Source organism: Lysinibacillus sp. YS11 (assembly GCF_002896375.1).
In the GTDB taxonomy this organism is placed as follows: domain Bacteria; phylum Bacillota; class Bacilli; order Bacillales_A; family Planococcaceae; genus Lysinibacillus; species Lysinibacillus capsici.
Genome location: NZ_CP026007.1, coordinates 4,332,007 through 4,350,632 on the forward strand (window position 1 = coordinate 4,332,007; position 18,626 = coordinate 4,350,632).

General features: G+C 36.5%; 16 protein-coding genes and 1 pseudogene. 4 read left to right on the plus strand and 13 right to left on the minus strand.

Annotation, left to right across the window (positions count from 1 at the left end; genetic code table 11):
* The first annotated feature begins 127 nt into the window (after positions 1-127).
* The 4 genes from LBYS11_RS21730 to LBYS11_RS21745 all read left to right on the plus strand — a co-directional run bounded on the left by LBYS11_RS21730 (position 128) and on the right by LBYS11_RS21745 (position 4,860).
* The gene (locus LBYS11_RS21730; protein ID WP_103118971.1) at positions 128-823 is read left to right on the plus strand and encodes an L-2-amino-thiazoline-4-carboxylic acid hydrolase; all 696 of its coding nucleotides are present in this window, start codon (positions 128-130) and stop codon (positions 821-823) included.
* 4 nt (positions 824-827) lie between these two features.
* Positions 828-2,039: a Zn-dependent hydrolase gene (locus LBYS11_RS21735; protein WP_054549706.1), complete on the plus strand. Its 1,212-nt coding sequence runs from the start codon at positions 828-830 to the stop codon at positions 2,037-2,039.
* Positions 2,040-2,458: 419 nt separating this feature from the next.
* Positions 2,459-3,241: an ABC transporter ATP-binding protein gene (locus LBYS11_RS21740; RefSeq protein ID WP_066037934.1), complete on the plus strand. Its 783-nt coding sequence runs from the start codon at positions 2,459-2,461 to the stop codon at positions 3,239-3,241.
* Positions 3,238-4,860 carry a hypothetical protein gene (locus tag LBYS11_RS21745; RefSeq protein WP_066037933.1) on the plus strand — a complete coding sequence of 541 codons (1,623 nt, stop codon included), beginning with the start codon at positions 3,238-3,240 and terminating at the stop codon, positions 4,858-4,860. Before LBYS11_RS21740 ends, LBYS11_RS21745 begins: the two co-directional genes overlap by 4 nt.
* Before the next feature lie 62 nt (positions 4,861-4,922).
* On the opposite strand, the gene LBYS11_RS21750 is transcribed toward LBYS11_RS21745, so the two are convergent.
* The 13 genes and pseudogenes from LBYS11_RS21750 to LBYS11_RS21810 all read right to left on the minus strand — a co-directional run bounded on the left by LBYS11_RS21750 (position 4,923) and on the right by LBYS11_RS21810 (position 18,618).
* Positions 4,923-6,206, minus strand: a complete 1,284-nt coding sequence (locus LBYS11_RS21750; RefSeq protein ID WP_103118972.1) for a histidine--tRNA ligase — start codon at positions 6,204-6,206, stop codon at positions 4,923-4,925.
* Between the two features lie 251 nt (positions 6,207-6,457).
* A complete protein-coding gene (locus LBYS11_RS21755) occupies positions 6,458-6,889 on the minus strand; it encodes a MarR family winged helix-turn-helix transcriptional regulator (protein WP_103118973.1) in 432 nt (143 codons plus the stop codon).
* On the minus strand, positions 6,879-7,160 hold the full coding sequence (locus LBYS11_RS21760; RefSeq protein ID WP_103118974.1) for a transporter suffix domain-containing protein: 282 nt from the start codon (positions 7,158-7,160) through the stop codon (positions 6,879-6,881). The genes LBYS11_RS21755 and LBYS11_RS21760 overlap by 11 nt, the downstream gene beginning before the upstream one ends.
* Positions 7,161-7,313: 153 nt before the next feature.
* Positions 7,314-8,957 carry a DUF4179 domain-containing protein gene (locus tag LBYS11_RS21765; protein ID WP_103118975.1) on the minus strand — a complete coding sequence of 548 codons (1,644 nt, stop codon included), beginning with the start codon at positions 8,955-8,957 and terminating at the stop codon, positions 7,314-7,316.
* Positions 8,944-9,477, minus strand: a complete 534-nt coding sequence (locus LBYS11_RS21770; protein ID WP_004225288.1) for an RNA polymerase sigma factor — start codon at positions 9,475-9,477, stop codon at positions 8,944-8,946. The genes LBYS11_RS21765 and LBYS11_RS21770 overlap by 14 nt, the downstream gene beginning before the upstream one ends.
* Before the next feature lie 251 nt (positions 9,478-9,728).
* A complete protein-coding gene (locus tag LBYS11_RS21775; RefSeq protein WP_066037929.1) occupies positions 9,729-9,965 on the minus strand; it encodes a small acid-soluble spore protein Tlp in 237 nt (78 codons plus the stop codon).
* Positions 9,966-10,118: 153 nt separating this feature from the next.
* Positions 10,119-11,330 (minus strand): MFS transporter, encoded by a 1,212-nt coding sequence (locus LBYS11_RS21780; RefSeq protein WP_103118976.1) that lies wholly within the window; start codon positions 11,328-11,330, stop codon positions 10,119-10,121.
* A gap of 142 nt (positions 11,331-11,472) precedes the next feature.
* Positions 11,473-12,471, minus strand: a complete 999-nt coding sequence (locus LBYS11_RS21785; protein ID WP_103118977.1) for a LacI family DNA-binding transcriptional regulator — start codon at positions 12,469-12,471, stop codon at positions 11,473-11,475.
* Positions 12,472-12,545: 74 nt separating this feature from the next.
* Positions 12,546-13,544: an ureidoglycolate dehydrogenase gene (allD, locus tag LBYS11_RS21790; RefSeq protein WP_103118978.1), complete on the minus strand. Its 999-nt coding sequence runs from the start codon at positions 13,542-13,544 to the stop codon at positions 12,546-12,548.
* A 15-nt stretch (positions 13,545-13,559) separates the two neighbouring features.
* Positions 13,560-14,567, minus strand: a complete 1,008-nt coding sequence (locus tag LBYS11_RS21795) for a zinc-binding alcohol dehydrogenase family protein (protein WP_054549717.1) — start codon at positions 14,565-14,567, stop codon at positions 13,560-13,562.
* Complete coding sequence (locus LBYS11_RS21800) at positions 14,555-15,820, minus strand: mannitol dehydrogenase family protein (RefSeq protein ID WP_103118979.1); 1,266 nt, start codon at positions 15,818-15,820, stop codon at positions 14,555-14,557. Before LBYS11_RS21800 ends, LBYS11_RS21795 begins: the two co-directional genes overlap by 13 nt.
* A 12-nt stretch (positions 15,821-15,832) precedes the next feature.
* A pseudogene (locus tag LBYS11_RS21805) lies at positions 15,833-17,331 on the minus strand (UxaA family hydrolase).
* 21 nt (positions 17,332-17,352) lie between these two features.
* The gene (locus LBYS11_RS21810) at positions 17,353-18,618 is read right to left on the minus strand and encodes an MFS transporter (RefSeq protein WP_048393958.1); all 1,266 of its coding nucleotides are present in this window, start codon (positions 18,616-18,618) and stop codon (positions 17,353-17,355) included.
* Between the last annotated feature and the right edge of the window lie 8 nt (positions 18,619-18,626).

Below are 18,626 nucleotides of genomic sequence, written 5' to 3' on the forward strand. Positions count from 1 at the left end.
TCCTTTTATGATTTTTTTTCATAGTTGATTGTGTAAATATTCATTTGATTTAAATTATTTGCCACCTCTATAATAAAAATAAAATCCAAGTAAATCAATATGATTTGTTAATGAGGGGGCTCATAAAATGGCAGAGGAAAAATTAATGATGAAGGCTTTATCTATGGACATAATTACCGCAAAAATGTTTACAGAATTACATCTCTCCATTACAGAGCAGTATGGAGAGCATGGTCGGAGATTAGTACAAAAAGGCTTAGAGGCGTTTGGTTTAAAGGATGCTGAAGCCATGGCGAAAAAAGCAACAGCAGAAGGGGAAAATCATACTTTCTTTGAATACTTACCCCAAATCGTTGTAGGTGAAGAGAAATTTGCTGATTTAACACCGTTTGCTCGATTTTCTAAAATGTTTGCACAGATTGCCAAGCCAGTTGTAGATGAATATGGAGAAGCTGGTGAACAAGTGATTATGCGGGCAGTAGAACGTTTTGGTCATAAGCGAGGCCAAGGTATTGCTCAACGTGCTCGCACAAACGGTCTAGAAAATTCCGTGGAGCATTATTTAACTAACTATGATATGGGTCGCAGTGATTTGTTTGAAATCGATACAGTTTATAAGGAAAATGAGGTTGAACAAACGTTTACTCACTGCCCATTAGGTCAACAATGGGCAGATGATGATATGGGTAAATATGGAATTTTGTATTGTAAAGTCATCGACCCCTCTATTGCTAAAGGGTACAATAAAAGCCTAGAGGTGGTACATGATCAATTTGTTTTACGTGAAGGACAGTGCCACTTCCAATTCCAAATGAAAGAGTGATGTCATGATTAACGGAGTTAGGCTCGTACAGCATCTTCAAGACTTAAGTCAAATTGGTCGTAATGAAAAGACAGGTGGCATTAACCGCTTCTCGTTCACACCAGAAGAAAAGCAGGCAATTGAGTTAGTTACAACTTATATGGAACAAGCAGGTATGAATGTCACAATCGATGCAGTTGGAAACCTTATTGGTACATATGGTGAAGGAAATGAAACCATTATGCTAGGTTCTCACATCGATACAGTACCAGAGGGTGGCAAATATGATGGAGCATTAGGGGTGCTAGCAGCTATTGAAGTGGTACATACTATGCATGAGCAACAGTTGATACCCTCTAAAAAAATTCAAGTTGTCGCTTTTAAGGATGAGGAAGGAACGAGATTTGGCTTTGGGCTCCTTGGCAGTAGTGCAATGGCTGGTCTTTTAACAGAGGAGCAATTACAGCATACAGATGAAGCTGGCATTTCCATCGAAGAAGCCATGAAAGATTTCCATTTATCACCTTATCCTTTAACACAAGTGCATCGTAATGACATAAAAGCTTATTTAGAAATGCATATCGAGCAAGGAAAAGTGTTAGAAAATGAAGACCTACCAGTCGGTGTTGTCACAGGTATTGCAGCCCCATTATGGTTAGAGGTAACCGTAACGGGTGTCAGTGAACATGCTGGTGCAACCCCTATGCCGATTCGTCAGGATGCTCTAACTGCAGCAAGTGAAATGATTTTAGCTATTGAGCAACTATTAACCAATACAACAGATTCCGTTGCAACGGTTGGTAAGCTAACGGTCTCCCCAAATGGGACAAACGTTATACCAGGTAAAGTTACGTTCTCGATTGATCTTCGTGATATTGACGAAAATAAAGTAAGTGCATTAGAGCAAGAAATTATGCAACAGCTTCAACAAATTGCTGAACGAAGACATGTCTCATTGGCTTCTAAAGTATTACAGCGCATTAAGCCTGCAAAAACCGATGCCTTACTACAACAGCAACTTACTACAAGTATTGAAAAGCAAGGTATACGTCCTTATTCTCTCATAAGTGGTGCTGGGCATGATGCAATGAATATAGCTGAAATTGCCCCGATTGGGATGCTATTCGTCCGTTCAAAGGATGGTATTAGTCACAATCCCTTAGAATACAGTTCAGATGAGGATATTATTGTAGCAACTAATATTTTTTATGATACAGTTGTTGAACTTGCTAAATAGACTACTATATAGAAGAAAGCCATTCTCTAATTTTTTTAGAATGGCTTTTTTAATTTTTTCCATAACCTTCATTTTTAGCTTGAGTAATCACCTTTTGAATAAAAGGCTCTTTTTTCAGAGTATATGTTGGGCGAATCATATTGAAAAAGATAGCCCAATTTGGTTTTATAGTCGGACAATACCACTTCAATTTTTTTCATGTGTCCTTCACCTCACTTTTTGAAATAAGCCAACTATAAATAAAGCGTATTTACCTTAAAATAATAAATCTATTTCGTTTTTAAATTTCCCTTTATATAAGAAGATCTCTCTATTTTTGATTGAACTGGTTTCATTTTAGCATAAGGAATATTATCTCTTTTAATATGATATAGTGTAATTATGGTTAATTTTCCAAATTAATTGAAAGGGGCTATAAAATGGAAGAGATTTTAACAATTACGAATTTAACGAAGAGTTATGGAAACAAGGAAATTTTGAAAGGGATTGACCTTCACGCAGCTAGAGGTGAAATCATCGGTTATATCGGCCCCAATGGCGCGGGTAAAAGTACAACTGTAAAACTTATTCTAGGGCTAGAAGGTGATTATGGTGGCGAGATTAAGCTCTTTGGGAAAAGCATAGGACAAGACCAGATTGATTATAAACGGCGAATTGGTTACGTCCCTGAAATCGCTGATGTTTATGATAACTTAACAGGCTATGAGTATTTAACCTTCATCGGCCAGCTATATGGATTAGAGCTAGAGGAGGCGGCTGACAAATCCAAATCACTAATGGAACTGTTTGGAGTTGGTGAAGCATACCATTCTAGAATTTCTTCCTATTCTAAAGGCATGCGTCAAAAACTACTAATTATTGCAAGCCTTATACATAATCCAGACCTGCTATTTTTAGATGAACCAATCAATGGCCTAGACGCAAACAGTGTCATGATTTTTAAAGAAATCTTAACGCAACTAGCTGCCAATGGAAAGACTATATTTTACTCATCACACATTATGGATGTCGTTGAAAAAATCAGTAGCCGCATCATTTTGCTGTATGATGGAAAAATTGCAGCGGACGGAACATTTGCCCAATTACAAGCAGATAATACTGAAGGAACATTAGAAAGAATTTTTAACCAGTTAACAGGATTTCATGAACATCAGGAAATCGGAGAAAAATTTGTGTCCGTCGTTCGTGGGGGACAATTATGACAGATTTCAAAACGCTACGATTGCTTGATAAGTTCCGATGGCTTTTTATAAAAATGGGCATTGATTATGACATGATGAGAAAAATCCTCCATATAAAATTAACAATGGATGAACGGAAAGTACCTACCCTATTTAATCAAAACAAAAAGAAAGACAATCAAAAGTATGGCTACATTAAGTCTCTATGGATTTATATGTTATTCGGGCTTATACTCATCCCGCTTATGGGATTTGGTCAAAATTTTCTATTTCAGATGAGTATCGCCTTTGCAATGATCATCTTTTTGATTATGACTTCATTGATTTCTGACTTTTCTTCTGTGCTTTTAGATGTACGAGATAAAAGCATACTTTCAACTAAGCCTATTTCAGCTAAAACAATTAATGCAGCAAAATTTATGCATATTTTTATTTATTTATCCTATTTAACATTGGCCCTAACAGCCATCCCTCTAATAGTCAGCCTTTTTACTCAAGGTATTGTGTTTTTTATTTTAACAGGTCTTGAGATTCTATTAATGAATTTATTTATAGTTGCCATCACAGCCATTTTATATATTGCCATTTTACGCTTCTTCGATGGTGAAAAGCTGAAGGATATGATTAATTATGTACAAATCGCTTTATCTCTAATGCTGATGATTGGCTACCAAGTTCTTATTCGATCCTTTGAATTCGTCAATTTAGATATGGTAGTATCGTTTCATTGGTGGAACCTCTTCTTAATACCGATGTGGTTCGCTGCCCCTTATGAACTCATACTGCATGGTGACACATCCTTATTGACAGTCATTTATACCATCTTAGCAGTGATTGTACCTATTATTTCGATTTGGATCTATATTAAACTCATACCAACCTTTGAACGCAATCTCCAAAAACTGCTAAGTACAAGTAAGTCTAAAAAGGAAAAGAACAATCGACTAAAGTCGTTTTTATTAACCATTGTGTGTAGAACACACGAGGAACGAGCTTTCTATCGCTTCGCAGCTCTGATGATGAAGCAAGAGCGAGAGTTTAAGCTAAAGGTCTACCCATCTTTAGGCTTTTCATTTATTATTCCCTTTATTTTCATGTTTACTTTTAGCAGAGGGGAAGAAGTCGATTATGCTAGTAGTATGAGCTATTTAAATATCTATTTTAGTATGATGATTATACCATCCGCTGTCCTTATGCTTGGTCACTCTGCTAAATATAAGGCTGCATGGATTTATAAAACGCTACCGCTTAAAGATTATACAGATTTACAAAAAGGTAGCTTAAAGGCATTTTTAATTAAATTGTATACTCCGTTATTTTTAGTACTAAGTATAGTCTTTAGCTATATTTATGGTATTCGAATTATCCCTGATTTACTAGCTGTTTTGGTAACAAGTTGGTTATATACCATCCTTTGTTTCGTCATGATGACAAACAAATTACCCTTTACCAAACCCTATGATGAAGTTAATGATGCGCAAGGCTGGAAGATTCTTTTGTTATTGCTCCCTTTAGGTTTACTTGTAGGGCTGCACTATATAATAGCTAGTCAGATAACATACGGCTCCACTATATATTTCATTGTGCTTTTCTTCATCAACATCTTGATATGGAAACTGGTTTTTAAATCGAAAAAATAACCAAAAAACGGCTCAAATCCTATAATAGAGTGGGATCAGCCGTTTTTTCCATGCTATGGTGTTTAAAAGATAAATGCAACGATTTCTTCCTCACCGCTTTTCATATCTTTTATTTTATACATATTTTGATTGACCTCGTTATCTCCTAATACAATAACCTTTGGTGTGTTTTCACGATTGGCTTTTTCCATCGCCTTTTTCACTTTTTTCCCACTTAGCTCAACTTCTATCTTATATTTTTCTCGCCGTAATGCAGTTGCTAGCTTTAGTGCCTCTTTTTCTGTTCCCAGAGGAATAATATAAATATCCACGCTAGGAGCGTTTTGCTCTGTTTTTCCCGAAAGCTCCAATGCTGTATAGATGACATCTAAACCAAATGAAATACCAACAGTAGCATAGGTTTGATTTGTCTCTAAAAGGCCACCAATAGCATTGTCATAGCGTCCCCCACTACCAATACTTGAGCGGATTGTTCCATCTGCTAAAAAAATTTCATAAATTGTTCCTGTGTAAATTTCAAGTCCCCTCGCTAAAAATGGATTGAAAATACATTGGTCACTTATTTCAAGTGCCTCTAAATAAGAAGTTAGTTCCATTAATTCCTGTAAACCTTGTTGTAAAAAGACATTCTCGGTCGCGAATCCTTCAAAATACGCCATACTTATTTGAGGACGTTCATCTAAAAAGTGCTTTATTTTATGAATACTATTATCTGATAACCCCAATGCCTTCAATTCTGCGAGCATTGTTTTCTCGTCTATTTTTTCAATCTTATCTAATGTTAAAATAACTCGATTCATTTGTTCCTGTTCAACCTCAAATAATTGCAGTAAACCAACTAAAAGCTTGCGATTATTATATTGGAGATTAATTTTAAGTTTAAGCTGATTAAAGGCATCTATCGCCATCATCATTAGCTCCGCCTCAGCAGCCTGTGATTCTACCCCAACAATATCTACATCACATTGTGTAAATTCGCGAAAACGGCCAGCCTTGATGGGGCCATCTCGAAACACTTTGCCAATCTCATATCGTTTAAATGGCATAGCAATCGCTGGATTCATCGCTACAACTTTTGCAAATGGAATTGTTAAATCATAGCGTAACGCTAAATCTCGCTCACCTCGATCTGTTAATGTATACATCTCCTCTAAAATCTCAGCACCACCAGCATATTTAGAAGCCATCAACTCTGTATAGTTAAGAATAGGTGTTTCTAACGGCTTGCAGCCATAGGCTATAAATGTATCTTCTAACGTACGTCGTATCACACGACGAGTAGCCTCTTGCTCTGGTAAATAATCTTGTGTTCCTCGAACATTCTGATAGTCCATTATTTTTTTCATCATAATCTCCTCCTCATTTTTTGAGCAATAAAAAAACCGTATAGCGATAAAGCTTCAAATCAGCTTTATTTATACGATTACATGAGAAATAGTCTTCCTATTCAATATTAATAAGTTAATAAAGATAGCAAGACTAGTGATTATGATGATGTTTTGTTGTGAATGATTGGACAAGAGTAATGACCATGTTTATTCCCCCTTTTTTATTAAGGGTTACTATAAGACACACCTAACAAAATGTCAAATTTTTTCTAAAATTCATACAGTATTTTTTTCATTTTTTCTAGAGTAGCTAACATTTCAGCTAATTCTTCAGTTGTTAAGTTAGCATGGTACTTTTCTGTAATCTGTTGATTAAAGGCTTCAATTTCCTGTTTATATAATAGACCCTTCTCACCCAATTCGACAGAAAAGGCACGCTTATCCTCCTCATGCTGCCTTTTCATTATATAGCCATCCTGTTCAAGCTTGGTTAATTGCTGACTCACTGCACTTTTTGTAATAGCCATTTTATCTGCTAGTTCTGAAGGCGAGCAGAATGGATGACGCATCACTAATGTTAAAAGAACATATTGCTGATTATTTAAGGAGAAATTAGTATAAGCCCTTTCCATTTTCTCAAGCATGATCCAAATATCTTCAATGGTTTGATTTATTTGCTCCGCTACCTGGTTATTCTTCATTTTTTTGAGTGTCACCTTTTTCTCGCCATTTTTTAGGATTTAGATAGCTTTTAAATTTGTTGGCTACTTCTTTTCCAACAAGTAAAGCACCAAGCCAAAATAAGATTTCAGCCAAAATAATACTTCCTGGTATTATCCCTGCCTTTACTTTTGTAGGTATCGGTGTGAAAGGTGTAATAATTGGGATTAACCATAAAGAAAGTGAAAAGATAATAATGCCTAATCCAAGCTTATAAGCAAAAGATTTTTGTGTTTTTTCGTTAGAGGTCATGTATCTTCTCCTGTACAATAATTAATTTATTTAAGTTAACTAAACTATATGATACATTTCTTTTTATGTAAAGCCCTTTAATCTTTATAAGAAATTAAAAAGCCCCATCTATTTGAATAGCGAAGAATCAAATAGATGGGGCTGCTAGTACTGTTATTTTCCAAATGTAAGTGGTATACGAAGCTCTGCATCTGGATAATTCGTAGTATATTTCCAAATATAAATATCAAGATCTTTATCTTTAAAATTCTTATACTCATCCATCTGCTTATTATTTTCATCACCAAGTATGCCAGTCATCATAGGCATTCCATAATTTCGCTCTTTATGATCTAGATAATAAGTCTGAGAGACACCACCAAATGTAGGTTCAGTGCTAAAGGATTCCACATAGAGATTGCTATCTTTCTTATAGTAAGTCCATGTAATTGAATACTCTCCAATCGTAGATGTCTTACTTTGAGGTGTATCTGATATATCAGTCAAATGAATCGGTTGCTCGTCACCGTCTTTTATATCAACACGATGTTTAGCTACCAATGCCACAGATTGATTCGCTAACGAGGTCACATCCACTCCAGTCAATTCAAAACGAAGTTCGGTTTTATAAGGCTCGTTTTCTATATTCCATCTACCTCCATCCAAAAGTACGCCACCAATATCCAGCTGATAGCCCATGTAAGGAATATGTGCATATTTTTCCTTATGGGTCAGTATTAAACGTACCTGTGTTGGAGTAACTTTCATTTCATGAATTACTATTCCATTAGATGCATTTTCTAAAGGAATATTGACGACTTTTTTAAATGATCCCTTGTTTAATTGTTCTTTGGATAAATTCATCTCTATATTCCAATTATCCTTTGCAATATCTAATGTATGTTCATAAGTTAGTTGGAACTTTGTATCCTTCGCTCGTAAGCTGTCTGAAGTGAAAATTTGCTGACTAAAGTATTCACCAGTTGCACCAGGAGTTCCAAAAACAGGTGTTTCCGCTTCTTTAATAGTCTGATTTTTATCATCTAGCGCCTTAATTCGTACCCATTTGTTCTTCATTTCAGAATCTGTAAATTGAACCGCTGATTGAAGCATTACTTTCCCGTCTGATTGTTCAAAGGTTTGTAGAATTACATTGTCAATTCCATCCTTTTGAATGGTGAAATTCTGCGTATGAGAGTCATTAGGGTTGTAATTAATAGGCAGTTCTTTATCACCAATAGAATGAATATTCTTCATTAAAAATTTAATGTCTGACTTCTGATTATCTGCCACCCAGTCTGTCTCAAAATACCCTTGGAAAAGACCAAGATCTTCATTCCAGCGATGTGAGTAATTCCCTTGAATAAAATCACCATTAGAATCTTGAAGTCCGATTTGATCAAAACTCACATTCATTCCATCCCAAGTGGCATCAGGTTTCAAACTATATAAAAGAAAGGTTCTGTTATCATCGATAAACGCCGTATGTACGGTCAACGTAAACCCATCCTTCGTAACGGATTTCTCAATCGTCTGCCCTAAGCCCTGGTCTAATGCCGACTGAATACCAGCTCTATAAGATAGAATAGTTGACCAATCATAGTTCAGTGCTGCATAGACAGGTGTAGCCATTAGAGCAACAGCTAATCCTGCGACCAAAACAAATCTCTTCCTTTTTCGAGGTAGAAGTTCGATCGGTTCATTTACCATTTTTAGTTCATCCTGCTGGATACCATTCCACATTTGTTCAAAGTCAGGATACTTCATGTTATGGTCTGCGTTCATCTCTTTTTTCAATTTCTTTTCAATGCGTTCCAAATTGATTCTCTCCCTTCAACCATAAATTTTGATTTTGTTCTAGTTTTTTGCGCATGATTTTCAATGCCTTATGGAGTCTCGATTTCACTGTTCCCACTGGAATCTTTAGCGTTTCCGCAATTTCCACTAATGATAGCTCACCAATGTAGCGGAGGGTGACAACAGCCATTAACTTTTCTGGTAACTGTCTGAGTAGTGCCTCCCACTCCTCCTCAGCTGCCTTCTCCAGTACAATGGTGTCTACAGATTTAACTGATGCCGTAGTTTGCTCCTGTAGCAACTGTACCTGACTCACTTTTTTTAACTGAGCCTGCTTTCTTTTAAGCAAATTTAAACATTGATTCATCGCAATCCGTAAAATCCAAGCACGTGTATGCTCTACACTTCTCCAATCCTGACGAAAGACGGTGACAAATACATCATGGCAGAGATCTTCCGCATCTTGGGCATTCCGTAGCATATAATAACAGGTACGGTAAACATCTTTGTTGTATGAATCGAATAATTCACGTTCTGTCAATCCAAGGCACTCCTTTCTGATGGTTCTACGTTATAAACAAATGACTACTTGAAAAGGTTCATTTTTTTAAGAAATTCATATACGTACTTTTTTAATTTAGTGTTTATGTAAAAAGATCCAGTTAATGTACAAAAAAACAGATGGCAATAGAGGTCCGTTATGGAACATCTAATCCATCTGTTTTTGGCTATTGGGAAATGGTGAGCGAAGGCAATATCATGAATCACATTTGATTCTTCTAGAAACTAATTTTAAACTTCACCTTTTTTTCGTGCTGTCATTTCATCTTTCATTTCATCTTTTAAAGCTTCAATTGACTGTTTACGTCGCTTATTTTTTTCCTTTAGCCTGTTACTTTCTAGAGGATCTGCAAATTCCATACTAATTTCTGCTTCCTGCACTTTCTCCTCAGTATTTTTAACAATATCACGAATGCGTTCAACATTATTGGAGCGATCATCTGGTTTTCGATGTCTTGAATTAGCCATGTTAACCTCCTCAAATTATGACATAAGGTTATTTTGGAATGATTTTATCATTATATGAGTGCTAACTTTTACTAAAATAACATCCTTTAAACGCTATCTATCCAATAATTCTACCTTCATTAAAAGCAATTAAGTTTCCACCTGACAGGATTTTTAGACAATCTCTTCCTTCAAACCTTCATAGGCAGATTTTGAATGCATAAATACATATAAAACTAGGGAGAGGAAAATAGCTACAATTCCAAAGACAATGCAGACCATTTGTAGGGAGAGCCATTCCGATAGCAACCCTAAGGCTAACGTAAAGACAATCTGTAGCACATTAATGACCATCGTTGAAACACTACCAAAACGGCCCATAATTGATGTCGGTACACTTATTTGATAAAAGGTGCTGTAGCCCGCATTACAAAATGACATACATACTCCTAATGCTATAAAGCTAATAATCGCCATTGCCACATTCGGTGAAGAGTAAAACAATGTATAGCAAAGTGTGGTCAAAAGCAGACCATAGACAATATATTGTCTTGTTGAAAATCTTTTAGCATAGCGAGCAGCCATTGCTCCACCAATAATAGCTCCAATTCCAGCGATACTAACGATGACACCATATAGACTATCTGAAGCTTGAAGGTTTTGTTTAATAAATGTAGCTTCCTGTGAATCTAATGCAAAGGCAATCATCAATGCACCTTGAAAATAAAGAAATACTTTGGCAAAGACTTGCTCTTTTTTTATATAGGCGTAGACAATACCATAATCCTCTTTTAGCATCCTCCAAGTAATGGGTTTTCGGTGCATGTCCTGATGATCTTCTACTGCGGGAAGCTTAAAAATGGAGAGTGCACAGATAAAGAACGTCAAAGCATTAAACCAAAACGCTATAGAAATATTGGAAATGGCAATGATAAACCCAGCCAATGCTGGCCCAATTAAAAATGAGCCTGAGCTAAACATTCCTAATATTGCATTAAAGGATTGTTTATCTTCATCTGGTATATATTTCGAAATATAATAGGTACTACTTGGCCCAAAAAAGCTACTTGCTATATTAGATAAAAATAAAACACAATAGATGAGCCAAATAGAGGACGTAAAAGGTAACAATAAAATCAATATGCCACGAATAATATCACTATAGATCATTAATTTTTGTTTATTCGATCGATCAATGATGGAGCCTGCAAAAAAGCTTGTTAAAATTCGAGCAATCGGTCCTACAATAAATATACTTGCCATAGCAGTAGGCGATTCTGTTAAATGCCAAACTAATAAATTGAGCGCAACTAGATTCACCCAATTTCCTAAATACGAGAAACCAAAGCCAAATAGAATGAGCCAATACTTCCTAGCAATGCTCATAAGTCCCCTTTCTATCACCAAAATGAATGATTGGTCTTTTTTGACATAAAAGTATTCCTTTAGATAATCATATCTATCGATGAATAGCTGTGCAACTAAAAATAGCAACCCTTAGCTAAGTTCATAGCTTTGGGTTGCCTTTTTAGTTAGTTGAATCTCGATCGATTAATATCGGTTTGAAGCGATATAGTTTGTGGTCATCAGCTAGATGTTCTTTTTTAATTTTTGCTAAGAGCAATGATGCCGCTTTCTGTGCCATTGGTAAAATGGGCTGTTGCAATGTTGTAATGGAAGGTGTTAAAAAATTGGCATATGGTACATCATCCACAGCAATTACTTGTACATCATTAGGCACATGTAAGTTTCTTTTTTTAATATAAAGCATTAATTCTTGGAAAATACGATCATTTGCCGCAATGATTCCTCTTGGTGGTTGCTCCAACGTAAATAATTGATTAAAAATCTCTGTCATCTGAGCTGGCTCACCATTTTTTATATAGCGCTCATCGATCAACAGATTCCTATTTCTGAGCGCTTGACGAAATCCTTCTAAACGTTCGACACGAGGAGTAATCGGTAAGGCTAAAGAAGTAGTGATAATGGCTATTGGTTGCTTTCGAAATGTCTCCACTGCCGTATCCATGGCAGAAAAATTATCAAGCAATACAGCAGGAATATCTACTCCCTCAATAAAACGGTCAATAAAAACGATTGGCATTGCTTGTTGATGAAGCCTTATGTAGAGATTTTTGTTTTCTCCTGTTGGAAAAACGATTAAGCCATCCACCTGTTTTTCTAGTAAAGTTTCGATATGTTTTTTCTCTTTTTTAGGGTTATCCGCTGAGTTACACACAATCATATGAAAGCCTTCTTTATCGAACTCTGCTTCCAATGCATTTATTATTTTTGTTGAAAAGTCATGGATAATATTCGCCACAATAATACCAATTGTAAAGGTAGATTTCTGTTTTAAGCTACGAGCCATTAAATTTGGACGATATTGCAATGCTTCAATAGCCTCTTCAATTTTCTTACGAGTCTCTGTACTCATATATTCATATCGCTTATTCAAATATTGCGATACTGTACTATTCGAAACATTTGCATATTGTGCAACATCGGCAATTGTTGTTTTTTTCACTAAAATCAATCTCCTACCTATAATATGAAAACTCTCCTTGGTATTATGTAGCATAGCATACTTTACTGGTTAAATTAACTAGTCAAATAGTTATATACTTGTTCAGGTAAGTCAATGCCCTTATCCATTGTTTCCAAACTACGTATCTGTTCAATTTCACCAGGCACTAGTACCTGATCAAAATTTGGTGCTGTTGGCGCATCATGTAATTCATTTATCATTTTCGAGATATTTGCTTTGAATTGATTTACATCTCCAAAAATATTTGGATCTAATACATATAAATATTGTCCTAGATTACGTTTCTGTTCGTAATCACCATACATTTTTGAAATGTGAGGACCAAAAGCTGCACTTGCTAAAATTCCAGAAAGAACATCTACTACAAGTGCCATACCATATCCTTTTGGCCCTGCAAACGGTGTTAAAGATTTTACTTGGTGTGGGTCTGTAGTTGGTGCTCCTTGTGCATCAACTCCCCATGTATTTGGAATTGTCTCCCCTTTTTCACGTGCATATAGAATTTTCCCTAGCGCTACATTGCTTGTTGCCATGTCCAAAATAATCGGTTTATCGTTGGTTGGAAAACCATAAGCAATTGGATTCGTACCAAAGTAAGGCTCTTTTCCGCCAAAAGGAACAACTGCGGAGTCCGTTTGAGAGCACATAATAGCAATTAAATTTTCACTCGTGGCTTGTTCAAGAAAATAGCCGAGTGCCCCACAATGGCTACTCTCTTGAATAATCGTTGTACATGAGCCATGTTCCTTAGCCACTTTAATGGTTTCATCCATAGCTTCCTTACAAATGATATGCCCAAAGCCATTATCCCCCTTAAAAAGAAGGTGATTTGTGCCTCTTTTTTCTACTGAAAAATGAGGGTTTTTCGTTATTCCACCTGCCTGTAAACGTGTTATATAATGCTCCACGCGCATAACACCGTGAGAACTGACACCACGTAAATCGGCATAAATCAAAACATCTGCTACTTGCGCTGCTGTTTCAGCTTCAACACCTTCAGTTGTGAATTTTTGAACTACTATTTTTTTTAATGCTGGTACAGAAATATTCATTGAAAATCCTCCCCATTATTTAAAATAGATTTGTGCTTTATTTGTGTTGTATTGTTTTGCCTCAAAGTAAGAAATAGCTTCATCGAATGCAATATGCTTCGTAACATAGCCTTTCTTTATAGCTCCTGACTGCATGTAGTTCATAACCGTCTCAAAATCTTCTAACGTAGCATTACGGCTGCTCTTCAATGTTAATTCCTTTGAATGAAATTCAGGATCATTAAATGTAATGGTTTTCTTCATTAAACCAATAAACACTAATGTGCCACTATTTTCTACGTATTGAAATGAGGATTCCATTGATTGTTGATTGCCTGTTGCATCAAAGACAACTGTAGGAAGTTCACCATTAAATTTTTCATGTAACTGCGCCATTATGTCATGGCTACCAACAATCACACCATCCGCTTCCGACCATGCCTGTCCTTCTTTTAAACGTTCTTCGTTCAAATCCATTAATACTGTTTTTGCACCGCGTAACTTAGCAAAACGTGCTGCTCCTAATCCAATTGGCCCTGCACCGATAACAAGTACCGTATCATTTTCTGTTAGTTCCGAACGACGTACTGCATGGGCACCAATAGCTAATGGCTCCACAATGGCTAATTGGTCACCTGACACAGCATTATCAGTAATTACAATACTGTCATCAACTACGATATATTCGCCCATACCACCATCCATATGTACACCTAATACTTTCAAAGATTTACAGCAGTTTGTTTGACCTCGACGACATGCAACACACTCTCCACAATGGATGTATGGAATAACTGTTGCACGATCTCCTACTTGGATGTCCTTAACTGCTTCACCGACTTCTTCCACGATTGCAGCTAGTTCGTGGCCTAACACTCGTGGATAACTAAAGAATGGTTGTTCACCTGCAAAAGCATGTGTGTCTGTTCCACATACACCAATATGCGTGATTTTTAATAAAACATCATGACTTCCTTCAATACTAGGCTTGTCTACTTCACGTTCCACCATTTGAAACGGTTCATTAATGATTAATTGTCGCATGCTATTGCCTCCAATAAACTAGTAATTGTAGATAATTGCTGAATAACCTCTGCTGCATCACACTGGAAATATTGTTCGATAAATTGTTGCATTGGCTCTGACTGACCTTGTTCAAAATAGTTATGGATTTCAGTCAGTTTTTCAATAATTTGATCAGATTCACGCACGGAAAAGCGTGTTGGATTCATTGCATATATCCCTATTGCTAAAGCTTGATAGTATATTTCTGTTTCAGCGTAAGGGGCAATACGTGTTTGCCACTTGGATAACTCATTTAATTGAATATCATATAGCTGATGCTCAATAAATGGGTTTAAAAAACGTTCAAAGACATCTTGCTGATAGTGCTCATCCACTTGGAAGCGTTGGGTAAAATCGTTTGTTACTTTTTCAATAAAGGCTCGGACACCTGCATGTGAAAATGCCTCTCTTACAGTTTTATAGTTAAAAATCTTGCCGAATGCTGAAAGCAAAATATGACTACCATTTAAAATGGCAACTTTGCGTTTTCGATACATGTCTAAATCATCAAAGACAAAAGGGAAATCATGACTTGTTGGCCAATGTTTAAATGGCTCTTTTTGGTCAATTATAAATAAGAAATACGGTTCACAAACTGTGTAAAGGGCATCCTCCCCCTGATAATCCTGTGGATAACCTGTTACAATACGGTCTACAAGTGTATTACAAAAAGTTAACGTAGTAAGCCAATCATTAAATGCTGTAGGCAACTTCCAGTCTTTAGCATGCTGTAGACAAATTGTTTTTAATGTAGAGCCATTCTGTTCTATTAATTCCAAAGGCACAATTGCCACTTGTTTTTCACCTTGAAAATGTTTGTAATATTGTTCTAGAAAGACGGTTAACTTTGCTGCATAGCTTGTTGGACAAGCCGTAGGATAAGGAATATTTTCATAATAAATCCCTGCCTCTGTTGTATTAGACACAATCATTTCTAATGTCTCAGACTGTGCGTATTGTAAAAATGTAGGCCAGTTCTCATATGGAAGAATAGTATCTTGAATAATCTTAACAGTGGTTTCTTCTTCTACGACCTCACCGTTTTTTAGCCCACGTTCCATCACAGTGAATTGCAGCTGTTGTTCTTCTAGCAGTTTAACTGTTTTTCCTCTTGCTGTTGCTGCGACAGAAACAATACTGCAAGGGACTTGTAGTTTTTCAACTGCTAGGTCAAAAAAGCCTCTGATAAAATTCCCATCACCTATTTGCATAATTTTAATAGGATGTTTCATTTCATTTATCTCCTACATCGTCACGCCATCTTTAAAAATGGCGATTTCTTTGAATCCATATTTCTCATTATTCGTTTGCACTTCACCTGAAGCTAGCGCTACTATATAATCCATAAATTCATCGACTAATACATCCATCGGCTTCCCATCCACTAACTGCCCTGCGTTAAAGTCAATCCAATTTTTTTTCGTTCATAAAGTGGTGTGTTTGTTGAAATTTTGACTGTTGGTGTAGGTCCTCCAAAGGGTGTTCCCCTACCAGTTGAGAAAAGGACGATTTGGCAGCCTGTTGAGGCCAATGCTGTTGTTGAAACAAGATCATTTCCTGGACCGTTTAGTAAATGTAGCCCCTTTGTTGTCATACGTTCGCCATAATCAAGCACTTCTTTTACCTCTTGAAAGCCCCCTTTTTGTATACAGCCAAGTGATTTTTCTTCCAATGTTGTTATTCCACCCGCTTTATTTCCTGGAGAGGGATTTTCATAGACAGGTTGATTATATTTCATAAAATACTGTTTAAAGTCATTTACTAAATGCACAATATCCTCAAAAACAGAGGCATCTTTTGCACGTTCCATTAAAATTTGTTCAGCACCAAACATCTCTGGAACTTCCGTTAACACCGTTGCACCTCCAGCTGAGATCAACTGGTCAGAAAATACACCAATCATCGGATTAGCGGTAATGCCAGAGAAACCATCACTACCACCACATTTCAAACCAATTTTCAGTTCTGAAATAGGTAATGTTTGTCTGTCAAATGTCGTCACATAGTCAAAGGCTTTTTCAAGCAGTTGTTGACCCTCTTCCATTTCATCTGCTGATTCTTGAACATTTAAAAAGGAAACGCGTTGTTCATCATAATGACCAATTGTTTTCTTAAAGAGCTCAATATAATTGTTCTCACATCCTAGCCCTAATACAATGACTGCCCCTGCATTAGGGTGATGAATTAAATTAGCTAAGATTTTTTGTGTATACGTTAAATCATCACCAAGTTGTGAGCAACCATATGGATGAGCGAAATGCTGTACACCATCAAAATTGTCAACCTTCAATAATTGGTTGCCTAACTTCGCCAAGTTTTCAGCTACTTTGTTAATACATCCAACCGTATTAATAATCCAAATTTCATTTCGTACACCAGCCTGACCATCTTTTCTACGATACCCCTTGAACGTGCGCTGTGCATGACGAGACTCGGCTACGGTATGTGTTTTTGGATTAAATTCATAGCTTAATTCACCCGATAAATTGGTTTTCATGTTATGGGAATGAACCCAGCTACCTGCTAGGATTTCTTCTGTCGCATGACCAATTGAAAAACCATATTTCGTGATGTGTGCATCTTTAGAAAGAGTCTTGATGGCGATCTTATGCCCACGTAGTACTTGTTGCTGTAACGTTATTTCCTTTCCATCCAATGGAAGTAAAAAGCCTTGAGGAAGATCACTCAAGGCTATGGCAACATTGTCCATCGGATGAATTTTAATAACTGATTGATTGTTCATTTGAATCCATCCTTTCTATTTTTAAGCTAATTCTTTATGAACAATTGGTGTAACAAATTTAATAACTGCTAATGAAGCGATGACCGCTAAGCCACCTGCAAGTAGGAAAGCTGCGGAGAATGTTCCTGTTCTGTCTACTAGGAAACCTGTTAAAGTTGGCCCAATAATACCAGCTGTGTTTGCAAGGAAGTGCATAAAGCCGCCAACAGATCCAACATACTTAGATTCCACCACATCATTAATGATTGCCCAGTAAATAGCCCCTGTTAAATATAAGAAGAAAACAGAGGTAGCAACAAGCGCAACAGCACTAACTGTTGTTGTTACAATACCTGCACAGCCAATCGATACAGCTGCTAAGAATAAACATGTCACTAGAACGACTTTACGAGAGAATAAAACTCCCTTACGCATAAAGCGTTTGTAAATGAAATCTGAGACAATTCCACTCAATGCTAAACCTAGGAATCCTAAAATCCACGGAATAACCGTTACAATACTCATATCTTTTACAGCCATTCCACGAGCTTCTACTAGATAGCTTGGGAACCAAGTTAAGAAAAAGAATAGGATATAGTTATAGGCAAAGAACGAAAAAGCAGTAAATAATACTGTTGGTTGTTTTAAATAATAAGATAGACCACGACTATGATTGATATCTTCTGCTGCAATCTCTAAGTTTGCCATTGATTCTACACTGTCTTCTTTGTTTGGCTTTTCTTTCACCACTTTAAACCATACGATTGCCCAAATAAATCCAAGGATCATGATCGCAATAAATGAATATTTCCATCCATATGCTAATGCAATATAACCAACGATTGGACCTGCGATTGCACCACCAAGTGGCGTACCACTATTGGCTAGCCCTACTACAGAGGCACGTTTATCCGCAGGAAACCAGTTATTCACCATTTTATTTATGGTTGATGACAATGGCCCTTCCGCCATACCAAATACAATACGAACAATAATCAACGATGCGAACCCAACGACTAAAACCATTGCTCCACTAAATAAAGACCATACAATCATCGCTACAAATAGCGTTAACTTGGCACCAAATTTATCGGAAGCCATTCCACCTAAGAAGTTAAAAATGGCATACCCAACAGAGAAGCTACTAAAGATAATCCCTAATTGGGTTGACGTTAGATGAATATCTTCTTGAATAAATGGTGCTGCAATTGATAGTGCTGAACGATCTAAATAGTTAATGACACCCGCTAAAAATAGCATGACAATTACAACCGTTTTGCCGTCTCCAAAAATACCTTGTTGTTTCATATCATTCA

What these genes read in the sequence shown, in the direction of transcription:
- LBYS11_RS21730 (WP_103118971.1), top strand. Translation starts at nt 128, where the DNA reads ATGGCAGAGGAAAAATTAATGATGAAGGCTTTATCTATGGACATAATT.
- LBYS11_RS21735 (WP_054549706.1), top strand. Translation starts at nt 828, where the DNA reads ATGATTAACGGAGTTAGGCTCGTACAGCATCTTCAAGACTTAAGTCAA.
- LBYS11_RS21740 (WP_066037934.1), top strand. Translation starts at nt 2,459, where the DNA reads ATGGAAGAGATTTTAACAATTACGAATTTAACGAAGAGTTATGGAAAC.
- LBYS11_RS21745 (WP_066037933.1), top strand. Translation starts at nt 3,238, where the DNA reads ATGACAGATTTCAAAACGCTACGATTGCTTGATAAGTTCCGATGGCTT.
- LBYS11_RS21750 (WP_103118972.1), bottom strand. Translation starts at nt 6,206, where the DNA reads ATGAAAAAAATAATGGACTATCAGAATGTTCGAGGAACACAAGATTAT.
- LBYS11_RS21755 (WP_103118973.1), bottom strand. Translation starts at nt 6,889, where the DNA reads ATGAAGAATAACCAGGTAGCGGAGCAAATAAATCAAACCATTGAAGAT.
- LBYS11_RS21760 (WP_103118974.1), bottom strand. Translation starts at nt 7,160, where the DNA reads ATGACCTCTAACGAAAAAACACAAAAATCTTTTGCTTATAAGCTTGGA.
- LBYS11_RS21775 (WP_066037929.1), bottom strand. Translation starts at nt 9,965, where the DNA reads ATGGCTAATTCAAGACATCGAAAACCAGATGATCGCTCCAATAATGTT.
- LBYS11_RS21780 (WP_103118976.1), bottom strand. Translation starts at nt 11,330, where the DNA reads ATGAGCATTGCTAGGAAGTATTGGCTCATTCTATTTGGCTTTGGTTTC.
- allD (WP_103118978.1), bottom strand. Translation starts at nt 13,544, where the DNA reads ATGAATATTTCTGTACCAGCATTAAAAAAAATAGTAGTTCAAAAATTC.
- LBYS11_RS21795 (WP_054549717.1), bottom strand. Translation starts at nt 14,567, where the DNA reads ATGCGACAATTAATCATTAATGAACCGTTTCAAATGGTGGAACGTGAA.
- LBYS11_RS21800 (WP_103118979.1), bottom strand. Translation starts at nt 15,820, where the DNA reads ATGAAACATCCTATTAAAATTATGCAAATAGGTGATGGGAATTTTATC.
- LBYS11_RS21810 (WP_048393958.1), bottom strand. Translation starts at nt 18,618, where the DNA reads ATGAAACAACAAGGTATTTTTGGAGACGGCAAAACGGTTGTAATTGTC.